This window comes from Sphingomonas eleionomae (assembly GCF_049889035.1).
Lineage (GTDB): Bacteria > Pseudomonadota > Alphaproteobacteria > Sphingomonadales > Sphingomonadaceae > Sphingomonas.
In genome coordinates this window covers 90636-105000 of the sequence record NZ_JBLTWP010000002.1, presented here as the reverse complement: position 1 = coordinate 105000, position 14365 = coordinate 90636, and the positions used below count along the sequence as shown (strand labels likewise).

Here is a 14365-nt window from a genome sequence, read left to right as displayed (position 1 = left end):
CCCTAGGGGGTAGAGCACTGGATGGATGCGGGGGTCGCGAGATCTACCAATTCTAACCAAACTCCGAATACCTAGGAGTGATATCCGGGAGACAGACGGCGGGTGCTAAGGTCCGTCGTCAAAAGGGAAACAGCCCTGACCTACAGCTAAGGTCCCCAAGTCACGTCTAAGTGGGAAAGCATGTGGAAATCCCAAAACAACCAGGAGGTTGGCTTAGAAGCAGCCATCCTTTAAAGAAAGCGTAACAGCTCACTGGTCTAAACAAGGGTTTCTGCGGCGAAGATGTAACGGGGCTAAAGACGTGCACCGAAGCTTAGGGTGTGTTCTTTGAACACGCGGTAGCGGAGCGTTCCGTAAGCCTGTGAAGCCGAAGGGTAACCGACGGTGGAGGTATCGGAAGTGCGAATGCAGACATGAGTAGCGATAAACAGGGTGAGATGCCCTGTCGCCGAAAGACCAAGGGTTCCTACGCAAGGCTAATCCGCGTAGGGTGAGCCGGCCCCTAAGACGAGCCCGAAGGGGGTAGTCGATGGGAATGCGGTTAATATTCCGCAGCCTGGTGGTGTGTGACGGATGGCGTAAGTTGTCAGTCCTTAACGGATTGAACTGGCAGCGAAGTTGTCCCAGGAAATAGCCCCACCGTATAGACCGTACCCGAAACCGACACAGGTGGTCAGGTAGAGTATACCAAGGCGCTTGAGAGAAGTGTCCTGAAGGAACTCGGCAAATTGCCTCCGTACCTTCGGAAGAAGGAGGCCCTGCATTAAGGCAACTTTTTGCAGGGGGCACAGGCCAGGGGGTAGCGACTGTTTAGCAAAAACACAGGGCTCTGCTAAGTCGGCTTCAAGACGACGTATAGGGCCTGACGCCTGCCCGGTGCCTGAAGGTTAAGTGGAGGGGTGCAAGCTCCGAAATGAAGCCCAGGTAAACGGCGGCCGTAACTATAACGGTCCTAAGGTAGCGAAATTCCTTGTCGGGTAAGTTCCGACCTGCACGAATGGCGTAACGACTTCCCCACTGTCTCCAGGACATGCTCAGCGAAATTGAATTCTCCGTGAAGATGCGGAGTACCCGCGGTTAGACGGAAAGACCCCGTGCACCTTTACTGCAGCTTCAGAGTGGCATTAGGAAGGAACTGTGTAGCATAGGTGGGAGGCTTTGAAGCATTGGCGCCAGCTGATGTGGAGCCATAGGTGAAATACCACCCTGTTGTTTTCTGATGTCTAACCACGAACCATGAAACTGGTTCTGGGACCCTCTGTGGCGGGTAGTTTGACTGGGGCGGTCGCCTCCTAAAGAGTAACGGAGGCGTGCGAAGGTTGGCTCAGGTCGGTTGGAAACCGACCGTTAGAGTGCAATGGCATAAGCCAGCCTGACTGCGAGACTGACAAGTCGAGCAGAGACGAAAGTCGGTCATAGTGATCCGGTGGTCCCTCGTGGAAGGGCCATCGCTCAACGGATAAAAGGTACGCCGGGGATAACAGGCTGATAACCCCCAAGAGCTCATATCGACGGGGTTGTTTGGCACCTCGATGTCGGCTCATCACATCCTGGGGCTGGAGCAGGTCCCAAGGGTTTGGCTGTTCGCCAATTAAAGTGGTACGTGAGCTGGGTTCAGAACGTCGCGAGACAGTTTGGTCCCTATCTGCCGTGGGCGTCGAAATTTGAGAGGAGTTGACCCTAGTACGAGAGGACCGGGTTGAACATACCTCTGGTGTACCTGTCGTCGTGCCAACGGCGCAGCAGGGTAGCTATGTATGGACGGGATAACCGCTGAAAGCATCTAAGCGGGAAGCCTCCCTCGAGATAAGATTTCATAGGACGGTCGGAGACCACGACCTTGATAGGCCGGATGTGGAAGTGCGGTAACGCATGGAGCTAACCGGTCCTAATTGTCCTATTCGCGCTTGATGAGTCCCACCATCAACGACAGCTTTGGCTTGATCGTTCGATGTGGATGTCATCCCAGACTTTGGTGCATCGATTTGAAACCCGATTATCCGCGTTCCACCCGCTTCATTGCTTGGTGGCTATAGCGTCTGTGCCCCACCCGATCCCATCCCGAACTCGGACGTGAAACCAGACAGCGCCGATGGTACTATCGCCTAAGCGATGGAAGAGTAGGTCGTCGCCAGGCATTGCAGCTGGTGGAGCGCGGACAATCAGGGAAAACCCATTCACAATGTCAGGGACGCAGTTTCGCGTCCCTTTTTTTCGTCGGTTTGCGATCATCCGCTCGCCGGCATGTTGGTTTGGCGCGGGGTGGAGCAGCCCGGTAGCTCGTCAGGCTCATAACCTGAAGGTCGCAGGTTCAAATCCTGCCCCCGCAACCAACGAAATCCACCCGAAATCATGTGATCAGGTGCATATTGGCCGTTCAACCGGTCGATTGCGCCTGTTTTTTGCGTCTGGGCCAGGTTTGGGCGACGGAATCCTGCTGTAGCAGGCCAGATCTTGGTGTCGACGCGATCGTTCACCGCATACTGATCGCCGCTGGCGGCCGCTGCGCGCGTCCTAATGATGCAGCGAGGCGGCTCGCGGCGTATATTTAGTGCTATTGCGCTGTCAGGCGAAAGGGCCTCAAAGCCCTCCCGAAACCAGGATTGAATGCTGGCGAGGACCGCGCAGCCCACCGCACGACAGCGGATCGGTTCGACCCGGCCTGTCGCCGCCAATTCCCGTCATGAAAGGGATGGAGGCCCGACCGGGAATCGAACCCGGGTGCAAGGATTTGCAGTCCTCTGCGTCACCACTCCGCCATCGGGCCGGGGAGGAACGGGGCAATGGGCGGAAGCGGCTGCCTTGTCAACGGAGCAATCGGCAAAAATTCAGTTGCACCGACCTGCTTGGCGTCTATTCCGCAGCGCGGTAAGCATAGTCACCGAATAAGTGTATTGTGCGACTAAAACAGTTGTGCGACAGGATAGTGCCATGGTCGATCAAGCCGCCCTTTCCCCCAACGCCGCAACCATGCGGCAAGCAATGGTCGTCAGCCAGTTGCGGCCCAGCGCCGTCAACGACGTGCGGGTGGTCAATGCCATGGGCCGCTTGCCCCGGGAACGGTTCCTGCCGGCCGAGCATCGCGCCATCGCCTATCGCGACACCCTGTTGCCGCTGGGCGAGGGGCGGCTGCACAACAGCCCGCTGGCGACTGGCCGCTTGCTGACCGAGGCGCGGTTGCGCGCCGATGACCGGGTGCTGGTGATCGGGGCGGCAGGCGGCTATTCGGCGGCCGTGGCAGCCGAGATCGTCGCATCGGTCGTCGCGCTGGAGCAATCGCCGGCCCTGGCCGCCACGGCGCGCGCGGCGCTGGCCGATATCGCCCATGTCGAGTTGGTCGAAGGGCCGCTGGCCGCAGGCTGGGCGGATGCCGGGCCCTATGATGTCATTCTGATCGATGGTGCGGTCGAGCATCTGCCCGATGCCATCATCGAACAGCTGAAGCCGGGCGGCCGTCTGGTCACCGGGATCAGCGACCGCGGGGTCACTCGCCTGGCGTTCGGGGAGCGGACCGCCGGTGGCTTTGGCCTTGTCAATTTCGCGGATATCGATTGCCCCGAGCTGCCCGGATTTGCCGTGCCGCGCGGGTTTACATTCTGAATGGGGGTCGGATGCGTCGTAACCTTGCCTTGATCAGTGCCAGCCTGATCGCACTCGCTGCCCCGGCATCAGCGGAAACGCTGCGCGAAGCGATGGTCCGCGCCTATCAGAGCAACCCGACGCTGACCGGCCAGCGCGCCCAGCTGCGCGCAACGGATGAACAGGTGGCGATCGCCCGTGCCAACGGCCTGCCCGACATTGCGCTGAACGGGCAATATTCCGAAGATTTCATCCAGGCGAATAACCAGTTCATCCGCCCGGAACGCAGCCTGACCGGCCAGGCGCAGGTCACCGTGCCCGTCTATCTGGGCGGTCAGGTGAAGAACGCGACAAGGGCGGCGGAAACCCGCGTCCTGTCGGGCCGTGCGACGCTGCGCGGGACGGAGGCGGATTTGTTCACCGCCGTGGTGAACGTGTATATGAACGTGATCCGCGACGAGGCCATCGTCGAATTGAACCGTCAGAATGTCCGTGCGCTGGAAGTGAATCTGCGTGCGACGCGGGACCGGTTCGAGGTGGGCGACCTCACCCGCACCGATGTCGCCCAGTCGGAGGCGCGGTTGCAGGGTGCGATCGGCCAGCTGCGCACCGCCGAAGCGACGCTGATCGGCAGCCGGGAAGCTTATATCCGCGTGGTCGGCACGGAGCCGGGGACGCTGGAGGCGCCGCCGGCGCTGCCGGGTCTGCCCGCCGATCCGGTCGAAGCGGTCCGCGTGGCGCTGGAAAACAATCCCAATCTGGAATCCGCGCGACGGGCGAGCGATGCCGCCGGTTTCGACGTGAAGACCGCGCGGGCGGAACGCAATCCGCGGGTCAGCTCGTTCCTGCGCGGCAGTTATTTCAACTATCTCGGCTCGCTGGGCGTGCCGGCGCAGGAATCGGGGAATGCCGCCAGCGCAGGCGTTCAGCTGACCGTGCCGATCTATCAGGGCGGCGGGCCGGCCGCATCGGTTCGCCGGGCGGAAGCGCTGGAAGGCGTGGCCATCGAACAGGTGACGCTGGTCGAGCGGCAGATCGTCGAACAGTCGCGCGCATTGTTTGCTAGCTGGCAGTCATCGCTTCAGGTCATCGAAGCATCCGAGGCCCAGGTTTCGGCCAACCGGCTGTCGCTGGAAGGGGTGCGGGCGGAAAACAGCGTCGGGACGCGGACGATCCTGGAAATCCTGGATGCCGAGCGCGAATTGCTGAACGCGCAGGTGCAGCTGGTTTCCGCGCGGCGCGACGCCTATGTCGCTGGCTTTGCGCTGCTGGCGGCAATGGGCCGGGCGGAGGCGCGCGATCTGGGGCTGGATGGCGGCCCGCTCTATGATCCGGAGGTCAATTATCGCCGGGTGAAGCGTTCGATCTTCGACTGGGGCACAGGTCCGAGCCCCGTTCCCGTTGCCACGCCGACCGTCAACAGTGCGCCGCAGACCCCGGTGGTCACGCGCCCGCTGGAACCGGAGCTGCAGCGTGACATTGACAGCATGAACCCAAAAGTCGATCAGTAACGCCACAGGGCGGTAACTGGACGGATCCGGGGCATGGGCGACATCAGCAACGAGACCTCGATGGAAGACATCCTGTCGTCGATCAAGCGGATCATCGCCGAAGAAGCAGAGCCGGTTGCGGCGATCCAGCGGCCGCGCAAGGTTGCCCGTCCGGTCGATCCGATCGCCGCCCCGTCGGATGAGCGGGTTCAGGACGACCATCCTGACGATGTGCTTGAACTGGACGCCTATGCCACCGCAGCGTCGTCGCCACGCCGGGAAACGGCCGATGCAATCCGGCCGGCAGCCCCGGGCAAGGCAGAACCTGCCGAACGGCCTGCACGGCCCGCTGCCAGCGCGCAGCCCGCGGGTGAAGGCATCCTGTCGGCAGGAACGGCCGACGCAACCAGCCGCTCGCTTGAGGCGTTGTCCCGCATGATCGTGCGGCCCGAAGTCCAGGGCAGCGATACGCTGGAAGGGCTGGTCAAGGAAATGCTTCGTCCGATGCTGCGCGACTGGCTGGACGCGCATTTGCCGGCCATGGTCGAACAGCTGGTTGCCAAGGAGATCGCCCGGATCACCGGCCGTCAAGGATGACCGTGACCTGATCGGTATCGCCTGATGCAACTTTTCGCGATTTAGAGTCGTTTTCCACCGCATGAGCAGCGACGACCCCATGCAGGATGGCCGTCCCGCCCGTTCCGGTCACGGAGCGATGGGCGGGCGTGCCGGCTTGTCTGAGCCGCGTCCCCACGACATTTTCTTTGCCGCTGTCGAAACAACGCGGATGCCGATGATCGTTACCGATCCGCATCAGCCCGACAATCCGATCCTGTTCTGCAACAACGCATTCGAGCGCATGACCGGGTATGCGCAGGCCGAGATCGTCGGTCGCAACTGCCGGTTCCTTCAGGGGCCGGAAACCGATCCCGCCGCTATTCAGCTGGTCAGAGAGGCCATTGCCCGGCGCGAGGAAGTGGCTGTCGAAATCCTGAACTACCGCAAGAATGGATCGACCTTCTGGAACGCGCTGTTCGTGTCGCCGATTTTCGACGAGGCGGGCGAACTGTTGTACTTCTTTGCCAGCCAGCTCGATATCTCGCGCCGCAAGGAAGCCGAAGAGGCATTGCATCAGGCGCAGAAGATGGAGGCCGTCGGCAAGCTGACTGGCGGCATCGCGCATGATTTCAACAATCTGCTGCAGGTCATCCTTGGCTATGTCGACCTGCTCGACAGCCGGATCGAACCGGGCGATCGGGCTGCGCGAAAAGCGGTCGACGCCATCGGCATGGCCGCCGGGCGCGGTGCACAGCTGACGCAGCAGCTGCTGGCCTTTGCCCGCAAGCAGGAATTGCGTGACCGGTTGCTCAACGTGAATACGCTGATCACCGATTTCGGTCCGATCATCGAGCGTAACGTCGGTGCGAGCATCACCATCCGCCGCCAGTTCAGCGAAGATGCCTGGAATGCCCGGATGGACCCGGTGCAGGCGGAAATGGCGTTGCTCAACATCCTGGCCAACGCGCGCGATGCGATGGATGGCAAGGGCGAGGTGACGGTTCGCACCCAGAATACGGTATCGACGGCGAGCGATGCGCTGACGCCCGACCTTGAGCCGGGCGAGTATGTTGCGATCGTCATAGAGGATGAGGGACCGGGGATCGCCCCCGACGTGCTGAACCGGGTGTTCGATCCGTTTTTTTCCACCAAGTCCGTGGGCAAGGGCACCGGGCTTGGCCTGTCGATGGTTTACGGCTTCATGCGGCAGACTGGCGGCGGCGTGCGGGCCGAAAACCGCCCCGGCGGCGGCGCGCGCTTTACCCTGTATTTCCCGCGCGCAAAGGGTATTGCCGAACCGGTCCGCGAAGTGACGGCGATGGCGACAGGGAATGGTGAGCGCATTCTGATGGTCGAAGACCAGCAGGAAGTGGCGGAACTGGGCAAGGCGATCCTTGAAAATCTGGGCTATCGGGTGACGCATGTGTCCAACGCCCAGATGGCTCTGGATGTGCTGGAGCGGGATCGGGATTTCCAGCTGTTGTTCACCGATATCGTCATGCCGGGCGAATTGACCGGCGTGGCGCTGGCGAACCGGGTACGGGCCGATTTCCCGACTTTGCCGATCCTGTTGACCACCGGCTATTCCGACCGGGCGCTGGATGCCGAAAGCCGTCAGTTCGAGCTTGTCCGCAAGCCCTATCGCCGGTCGGATCTGGCGGTGCGCGTGCGCGCGCTGATCGAGGGGCCGAACGGGATCAGCTGATCCGCATCGGCTGGTATGGGCTCAGCTGGCGAGGCGCTGTTCGGCGATATCGCCATTGTCCAGAAGCAGCGCGGCGATGGCATCGCGCGTGATCGGACGGCTGAAATAATATCCCTGAATATGGCTGCATCCCTGTTCGCGCAGGATGTCGAGCTGTCCGGCGTTTTCGACGCCCTCTGCCGTGGTTTCCATGCCCAGCGCCTCGGCCAGCGTCGTGATCGACCGGATGATGGCGGTTGCGCCTTTCGAACTCAGCAGGTCGATGATGAAGCTGCGGTCGATCTTGATCTTGTCGAACGGGAAGCTGCGCAGATAGCTGAGCGAGGAATAGCCGGTTCCGAAATCGTCCAGCGCGACGCGTACGCCCAGCGCGCGCAGGCTGTGCAATGATGCAAGCGTGGTTTCCGGGTTGTCGATGAACAGGCTTTCGGTGATTTCCAGTTCCAGCCGTTGCGGCGGCAGGCCGGTTTCCGACAGCGCCTGAAGGATGACGCTGTTGAGGCCGGGATTGCGAAACTGAACGGGCGAGACATTCACGGCGACGCGGACATGATCCGGCCATTCGCGCGCCGTCCGGCACGCCTCCCGGATCACCCATTCGCCGATCGGCACGATCAGGCCGGTATCCTCTGCCAGCGGAATGAAATCGACCGGCGATACCATCCCGCGAACGGGATGGTTCCAGCGAAGCAGCGCCTCGAACGCAGAAACGCGCCCCTCCGACAGGTTGAACAGCGGCTGGAACATCAACGACAGCTGACCCAGCCGGATGGCATCGTGCAGGTCCATTTCCATCGCGCGCCGGGCCTGTGCCTCTGCATCCATCGCCGGTTCGAAAAACCGATAGGCGCCGCGCCCTTCCTGCTTTGCGCGGTAAAGGGCGAGGTCGGCGTGTTTGGTCAGCGTCACGGGGTCGGACCCGTCCGGACCGATTACCGCGATGCCGATGCTGGTGCCGGGGACCAGGCGGTGGCCGTTCACGATGCACGGCGTGCGGATCAGGTCGGTCAGTTCGTGCGCGATCCGGTCGAGCGAACGCTGTCCTTCTTCCAGGATCAGGGCAAATTCATCACCGCCCAGCCGCGCGACGAACCCGTCGCCGGCAAAGCGGTTCAGCCGGTTGGCGATTTCGCACAGCAGGGCGTCCCCGGTTGGATGACCCAGCGTATCGTTCACCGCCTTGAAATGATCGAGATCAAGACAGAATAGCGCCAGCCGCCGCCGGTCACCGCTTCTGGCCGACACCATCGACAGCTGTTCGCGAAGCAGCAGGCGGTTGGGCAGGCCGGTCAGGGCATCGTGCAGCGCCATGTGCGTGATCTGACGCTCACGTTCGGCAATGTCGTCGACCATGCGATTGAAACTGCGAGCAAGGCGGCCGATTTCGTCGCGGGTCGTGACCGCCACCTGCACATGGTCGCCGCGCGCGACACGGCGGGCGGCCTGATCCAGCGCGACGATCGGCCGAGTCAGGCGCCGGGCGAGCAGCCAGCTGCCCCCCGCGGCCAGCAGAATGCCGGCGACGCCGCAGGCGAGCAGTGCCCAGAACATCGGTGCGAATTGATCCAATGCGCGCGTGACGCTGTATTCAAGCAGCAGTGCCTGCGGCTCGTCGGCGCGGAACGACTTTACGGGCAGTGCGCGGACCAGCACCCGCTGGCCCCCGGAAACAATATCGACGATCCGGCCCAGGCGCGCGCTGGCCGGCAGGCGGGATACCGGCAGGATGCGGGGGGTCAGGTCGATGGCGGACAGGCTGGCCATCCGGGACATTTCCGCGCCGTCGATCCGGTTTGCGAAGATGACCCAGCCGATGGTCATCGGTGCCTGAACCGGCGCAGCGGCGGCATTGAAGCGTTGATCGCCAAGGCGAAGGACGCCGGCAGTCGCATCCTGTTCGAGTGCGGTACGCAACGCATCGATATCGCGCAGGGGCAATGCACCCGAAAAACCGGTCACGGATCCATCGGCCGACAGGAAAAAGGCCTGTTCGATCTGCAATCGCCCGCCAAGCGAATCGAGCGCCGATGCGATGGTCGGGGCATCGCCGGTGGCGGCGGCGGTGCGAAAGCCGAAATCGCCGGCCAGCACGCGGCTGGCATTGCCCAGTTGATCGTAGCGCATCGACGCGACGCGATCGAACACCTGCGCACCGGCCGCCATTTCGCGTTCGATCATCCGTTCGGCGTACAGCGTCATCCCCGCCTTTGCGCCGAGCAGGATCAGCGCCACCGCCACCGTAAAGAGGCTGGCATAGACAAGCGCCAGCTTGACCGACAGCGAGCGGCGCAGGATCCGCACTGCGCGGACAAGCGACAGGGGAAGGCGCGGCATGCGTTTATCGCACGCCGACAGTGATGCGTTTGGTAATCAACCCGCTGGCGGGAATGGCAAGGGTGAAGCTGCTTTCATTATCCCGTGCGCGCATCCGCGGATGCCAAACCGTCAGGCGGCCGGTTCCGGCGGAGATGGCGGCGATGCTGGCCATGCCGTCCGAACCCGTTTTTGCAGCAAAGGGCGTGTCCACCACCTTGATGAATCCGCTCATCCGGTCATGGATGTTGCAGCCCAGCGCGACGGCTCCGGCGGTTCGAAACGTGTAGCTTCGCGTTTCGTCCCGCCCGAACAGCTTGATTTCGAACCGGGCGGGCCGCGAAAAGGAATAGATGTGATGGCGCACCTTGTCCCTGTTGGGGAAGGAGACGGTTGCGCCAACGGGCACGATCAGGGTGCCGGGAACGAAGTTGACGTCCTTCTGGATCATTTGCGCGGCCCAGGGGAAACGGATGGGCCCCGGCGGAATGCCCGCCGCCGGATGCAGGGTAACCACGGCATCGGGAAGGGCGCGCCCGTTTGTGTCGACCACTTCGATCTGCAACGATCCTGCAATGGCAGGGGAGGACATCAACGCCAGCGACAGGGACAGACTGCGAACGATCATGCCCCGTTTATGGCTAACAATCCTCAATTTGCGGTAAATGCGTAGCTCAATTTAGCAATTTGCAGAGCTGAAGCCTTTGTTAACCCTGTTTCGCCACATCAGTGCGCATGACAAGGAACCAGATTCCCCGCATCGCCATGCTGGTCGGCCTGATTTCATCAGGGTCTGCCGCATGGGCGCAATCTTCGGACAATAGCAAATTGCTGCTGACCAACGGCATTTCGACGATTGAGGGCGCGGCGGGCGGCGGCCTGACCCCATGGGCAGTGATTGCCGGCAACGAGACGAAGGACGGGATTGGCGGCCAAGCATCGGTGACAGGCATCGAGCTGAAGGACTATGATTTCCGCAGCTATGCCGCCGCGATCGGCGTGTTCGACCGGGTAGAGATCAGCTATGCCCGCCAGGTGCTGGACACCAACCGGGTCGGCGGCGCGCTGGGCATCGGCAATGATTTCAAGCTGGATCAGGATGTTATCGGCGCCAAGGTCAAGCTGGCCGGCGATGTGGTCTATGGTCCCGAATTCCTGCCCGCCATCGCGATTGGCGCGCAGTACAAGAAAAGCCGCGACGGCGCGCTGGTTCAGGCGCTGGGCGCGGGCGATGACGAGGGCGTGGATTATTTCCTGTCGGCAACCAAGCTGTTCCTGCGCTGGTCGCTGCTGGCCAATGCCACCGTGCGGATGACCAAGGCGAACCAGAACGGCCTGCTGGGCCATGGCGGCGGATTGAATGACGCCTATCAGGTGCAGGCCGAAGGGTCGCTGGCCTATCAATTTTCCCGCCGCTTTGCCGTGGGTGCGGAATACCGGGGCAAGCCGAGCAACCTGACCATCGCGCGCGAGGATGACTGGTGGGATGCCTTTGCCGTGTACGGCGTGAACCGGCATGTCACGGCGACCATCGCCTATACCGATCTGGGTTCCGTCGCGACCTTTGAACAGCAGCGCGGCGTCTTGGTCCAGTTGCAGGGAAATTTCTGATGAGTGCCGTTTTTTCGCTGATCCTGATGCTGGCCATGCCGGTGCAGGAGGCTGCCGCCCCCCATGCCATGCCGGGCGAGGAGCCTGTCGATCCCTATACCGCCAGCCCGTCCAATGCCGGTGCCCGCCCGTTCACGGGCGATGCGATGGCCAGGGCCTTTGGCGGTCAGGCCGGGATCGGCAGGATCGTCGACCGGTTTGTCGAAGCGAATTTTGCCGATCCGCGCATCGGCGAGATTTTCGCCAATCACGACCGGGTGCGGCTGCGCCGGACGCTGTTCGAGCAGTTCTGTTACCTGCTCAATGCAGGATGCAGCTATAGCGGGCGCGACATGAAGACCGCGCACCGCGACCTTGGCGTGCAGCAAGCGGACATGAACCGGCTGGTCGAAAACCTGCAGGTGGCGATGACCGCCGAGGGCGTGTCCTTTGCCGCGCAGAACCGGTTCCTGTCCCGGCTTGCCCCGATGCGGGGCGATGTCGTCGAACGCTGATCCGTCGCCGCATTGCCTTGCCGCGCACCGCTGGGCTAGAGAGCGGCGGCGCAGGAACGATCGCACGATCCCATCCGCGATCGGTTGAAGGATAAGGACAGGCCCATGAGTGACGACGGACCCGAGGGTCCGATGCCCACGCTGTTCGCCGCCATCGTGCGGCGGCAATGCGTGACCGCGACCTATAACAAGGGCGAGGTGCTGCTGGCGCCGCATATCCTGTATACCAAACATGGTGTCCCCTATCTGGATGCAGTCACCGTGCTGCGCGACGGCAATATCCCGCGCGAGGAAAAGCTGGGCGCGTTCAAGGTGGACGGGCTGGGCGATATCCGCCTGTCCGACCGGGCGTTCGACATGAGCCGGCTGTATGATGCGCATTCCGACAAATATGCCGGCGTGACGTTGCTGTCCGTCGAGGGATGAACCGCGCGCGCGCCCCGATGCGCGTGCTTTTGGCCCTGCTTTACCTGCTTGCCGGCGTGCTGCATCTGGCGGTGCCGCGCCCGTTCCTGTCGATCATGCCCGATTTCGTGCCCATGCCGGAGGTGGTCGTCGCGCTGACCGGGCTGGCGGAGATTGCCGGGGCCGTCGGATTGATGATCCCGCGCCTGCGCCGGGCGGCGGGATGGGGTCTGGCCGCTTATGCGCTATGCGTATGGCCCGCCAATGTGCAGCACGCGATCAACGATCTGACCGCCGGAACCGGCCTGCCGATCCTGTACCATGCGCCGCGCCTTGCCCTGCAACCGCTGATCATCGCCTGGGCTTTGTGGGCCGGGGGGATCATCGGTCGGCGATAGGATCAGGCGGCGAGCGAAATCCTGTTCCGACCCGTACGTTTTGACCGGTACATTGCCGCATCCGCCAGCCGCAGCGCCAGTGCCGCGCCATCGCCGGCCGTGACCGGAGCGAGGCCCATGCTGATCGTCGGTCGGACGATATCGCCATCCGCGATGATTTCGATCGACGCGATCCGCGTCCGGATCCGTTCGGCAAGCGCCTGCGCATCCTCCGCCGAAATGCCCATGGTCAGCACGGCGAATTCCTCTCCGCCCAGCCGCCCGCACAAGTCGCCCGTCCGTACCGACACCGACAGGACATCGGCCACCGCCTGAATCACCGCGTCTCCGACATGATGGCCGTACCGGTCGTTGATCGATTTGAACCGGTCGATATCCATCACCAGCATCCATCCCGTCGTCGCCGGCCGATCGTCCGACCGGGAAAGAAATGCCGTCCGGTTCAACAGTCCGGTCATGCCATCATGCTGGGCCAGATCCGCCAGTCTTGCCATCGCTTCGGCAAGTTGACCGGCCAGCCGCCGGTTCGCCTCCCCCTGACGCACCAGAATGACGCATACGGGAAGCGAGACAAGGGCAGGGCAGGCCAGTCCGAAGATCCACCATAAAGGGGGAATGAACCCGTCCTCGGGTCCGGCAAGATAGGACATGCCGGCCATGCCGATCGCCGTGCAAAGCACGGAAAAGCCGACCCCGGCCGCGATCTTGCCCACCCCGTTCATGGCGGGGGTATAACCCGCCGCTGGTAAAGATTCGTTTGACCCGTTCCGCTTGACGATCTCGCCATGTCCCGCCATTTGTATGAGTAATAATCAGGGAGGGATGCGGGATGTCGAAAATCCGGATGGCGAGCATTGCACTCGCGCTGGCAAGCGCCATGTTGGGGATGAGCGCACCGGCATGGGCACAGAACGACCGGATGACGCCGATTGCGATCCCGGCCCAGCCGACCGCGATCAAGCTGAATACCGGCCCCTTGCCCGACGCGACCAATGCCGAGAGCTGGCACAGCCAATATGGCAGCGTGTTCGCCCGCAACGTGACCGAGGCGACGCTGACTCCGTTCCTGCCCGATCCGGGCAAGGCGACCGGTGCGGCGGTCGTCGTTGCGCCGGGCGGCGGGTTCCGCACCCTGTCCATGGAGAATGAGGGGTGGGATGTGGCCAAGGCGCTGGCGGCGCGCGGCATCGCTGCCTTTGTCCTGAAATACCGGTTGAACCAGACCCCGGCAACGATGCCCGCGTTCGAGGAATCGATGCGGCAGATGTTCGCACCAGGCGCCAGGCCGCCGCGTGCCGCACCCGGCACGGAATCGGCCGTGCAACTGGCCCCGCAGCTTGCCGATGCGCGCGCCGCCTTTGCCCTGATCCGCGCGCGGGCGAGGGAATGGAAGGTCGATCCCGACCGCATCGGCATGGTCGGGTTTTCGGCGGGTGCGATGCTGACCATGACGACCGCGCTAGCCGGTGAGGATGCAAAGCCCGCCTTTATCGGCAACATCTATGGCCCCTTGTCCGCCGTGACCGTGCCCGCCGATGCGCCGCCGCTGTTCGTGGCGCTGGCCGCCGATGACGGCCTGTTCACCAATGCCGGGTTCGGCGTCATCGAAAGCTGGACCAGGGCGAAGCGGCCCGTCGAGTTCCATTTCTATGAACAGGGCGGCCACGGATTTGGCATGTATCAAAAGACGACGACCAGCACCGGCTGGTTCGAAGCCTTTGCCGCGTGGCTGAAGATGCATGGATACATGGACAGGAAGGGCGCGGGCGCGAGAGCGGCGAGCGCCAACTGAGCCAGACAGGGGCGGGGTGG

General features: G+C 62.8%; 12 protein-coding genes, 2 tRNA genes and 2 rRNA genes (1 of these 16 running past the window's edge). 12 read left to right on the top strand and 4 right to left on the bottom strand.

Annotated features, from left to right (window positions below; genetic code table 11):
- From ACNI3Q_RS04715 to ACNI3Q_RS04705, 3 genes are all read left to right on the top strand, one after another.
- Window positions 1-1912: ribosomal RNA gene (locus ACNI3Q_RS04715) — 23S ribosomal RNA — on the top strand (it extends 880 nt beyond the left edge of the window).
- Between the two features lie 110 nt (window positions 1913-2022).
- Window positions 2023-2137, top strand: a 5S ribosomal RNA gene (gene rrf, locus ACNI3Q_RS04710).
- A gap of 119 nt (window positions 2138-2256) precedes the next feature.
- Window positions 2257-2333 (top strand) — tRNA-Met (locus ACNI3Q_RS04705).
- A gap of 360 nt (window positions 2334-2693) precedes the next feature.
- Here ACNI3Q_RS04705 and ACNI3Q_RS04700 read toward each other — a convergent pair.
- Window positions 2694-2767 (bottom strand) — tRNA-Cys (locus ACNI3Q_RS04700).
- Between the two features lie 164 nt (window positions 2768-2931).
- On the opposite strand from ACNI3Q_RS04700, the gene ACNI3Q_RS04695 reads away from it, so the two are divergent.
- From ACNI3Q_RS04695 to ACNI3Q_RS04680, 4 genes are all read left to right on the top strand, one after another.
- Window positions 2932-3600, top strand: coding sequence for a protein-L-isoaspartate O-methyltransferase family protein (locus ACNI3Q_RS04695; RefSeq protein WP_426274409.1), 669 nt, complete (start codon window positions 2932-2934; stop codon window positions 3598-3600).
- Window positions 3601-3611: 11 nt separating this feature from the next.
- Window positions 3612-5090 carry a TolC family outer membrane protein gene (locus ACNI3Q_RS04690; RefSeq protein WP_426274407.1) on the top strand — a complete coding sequence of 493 codons (1479 nt, stop codon included), beginning with the start codon at window positions 3612-3614 and terminating at the stop codon, window positions 5088-5090.
- 33 nt (window positions 5091-5123) lie between these two features.
- On the top strand, window positions 5124-5666 hold the full coding sequence (locus tag ACNI3Q_RS04685) for a DUF2497 domain-containing protein (protein WP_426274405.1): 543 nt from the start codon (window positions 5124-5126) through the stop codon (window positions 5664-5666).
- Window positions 5667-5727: 61 nt separating this feature from the next.
- Window positions 5728-7332 carry a histidine kinase famiy protein gene (locus tag ACNI3Q_RS04680; protein WP_426274403.1) on the top strand — a complete coding sequence of 535 codons (1605 nt, stop codon included), beginning with the start codon at window positions 5728-5730 and terminating at the stop codon, window positions 7330-7332.
- 21 nt (window positions 7333-7353) lie between these two features.
- Here ACNI3Q_RS04680 and ACNI3Q_RS04675 read toward each other — a convergent pair whose 3' ends face one another.
- Both ACNI3Q_RS04675 and ACNI3Q_RS04670 read right to left on the bottom strand, forming a co-directional pair.
- Window positions 7354-9666 (bottom strand): putative bifunctional diguanylate cyclase/phosphodiesterase, encoded by a 2313-nt coding sequence (locus ACNI3Q_RS04675; RefSeq protein ID WP_426274401.1) that lies wholly within the window; start codon window positions 9664-9666, stop codon window positions 7354-7356.
- A 4-nt stretch (window positions 9667-9670) separates the two neighbouring features.
- A complete protein-coding gene (locus ACNI3Q_RS04670; protein WP_426274398.1) occupies window positions 9671-10273 on the bottom strand; it encodes a cupredoxin domain-containing protein in 603 nt (200 codons plus the stop codon).
- Window positions 10274-10380: 107 nt separating this feature from the next.
- On the opposite strand from ACNI3Q_RS04670, the gene ACNI3Q_RS04665 reads away from it, so the two are divergent.
- The 4 genes from ACNI3Q_RS04665 to ACNI3Q_RS04650 all read left to right on the top strand — a co-directional run bounded on the left by ACNI3Q_RS04665 (window position 10381) and on the right by ACNI3Q_RS04650 (window position 12553).
- Complete coding sequence (locus tag ACNI3Q_RS04665; RefSeq protein ID WP_426274396.1) at window positions 10381-11256, top strand: DUF3034 family protein; 876 nt, start codon at window positions 10381-10383, stop codon at window positions 11254-11256.
- Window positions 11256-11750 (top strand): group I truncated hemoglobin, encoded by a 495-nt coding sequence (locus ACNI3Q_RS04660; RefSeq protein WP_426274394.1) that lies wholly within the window; start codon window positions 11256-11258, stop codon window positions 11748-11750. The genes ACNI3Q_RS04665 and ACNI3Q_RS04660 overlap by 1 nt, the downstream gene beginning before the upstream one ends.
- Window positions 11751-11855: 105 nt before the next feature.
- Window positions 11856-12176 (top strand): WYL domain-containing protein, encoded by a 321-nt coding sequence (locus ACNI3Q_RS04655; protein ID WP_260020538.1) that lies wholly within the window; start codon window positions 11856-11858, stop codon window positions 12174-12176.
- A gap of 17 nt (window positions 12177-12193) precedes the next feature.
- Entirely contained in the window at window positions 12194-12553 is a 360-nt protein-coding gene (locus ACNI3Q_RS04650; RefSeq protein ID WP_426274392.1) for a DoxX family protein, read from the top strand.
- A 2-nt stretch (window positions 12554-12555) separates the two neighbouring features.
- On the opposite strand, the gene ACNI3Q_RS04645 is transcribed toward ACNI3Q_RS04650, so the two are convergent.
- On the bottom strand, window positions 12556-13350 hold the full coding sequence (locus ACNI3Q_RS04645) for a GGDEF domain-containing protein (protein WP_426274390.1): 795 nt from the start codon (window positions 13348-13350) through the stop codon (window positions 12556-12558).
- A gap of 47 nt (window positions 13351-13397) precedes the next feature.
- Between ACNI3Q_RS04645 and ACNI3Q_RS04640 the strand changes: the two genes are divergently transcribed.
- Complete coding sequence (locus ACNI3Q_RS04640) at window positions 13398-14345, top strand: alpha/beta hydrolase (protein WP_426275611.1); 948 nt, start codon at window positions 13398-13400, stop codon at window positions 14343-14345.
- Window positions 14346-14365: the final 20 nt, after the last annotated feature.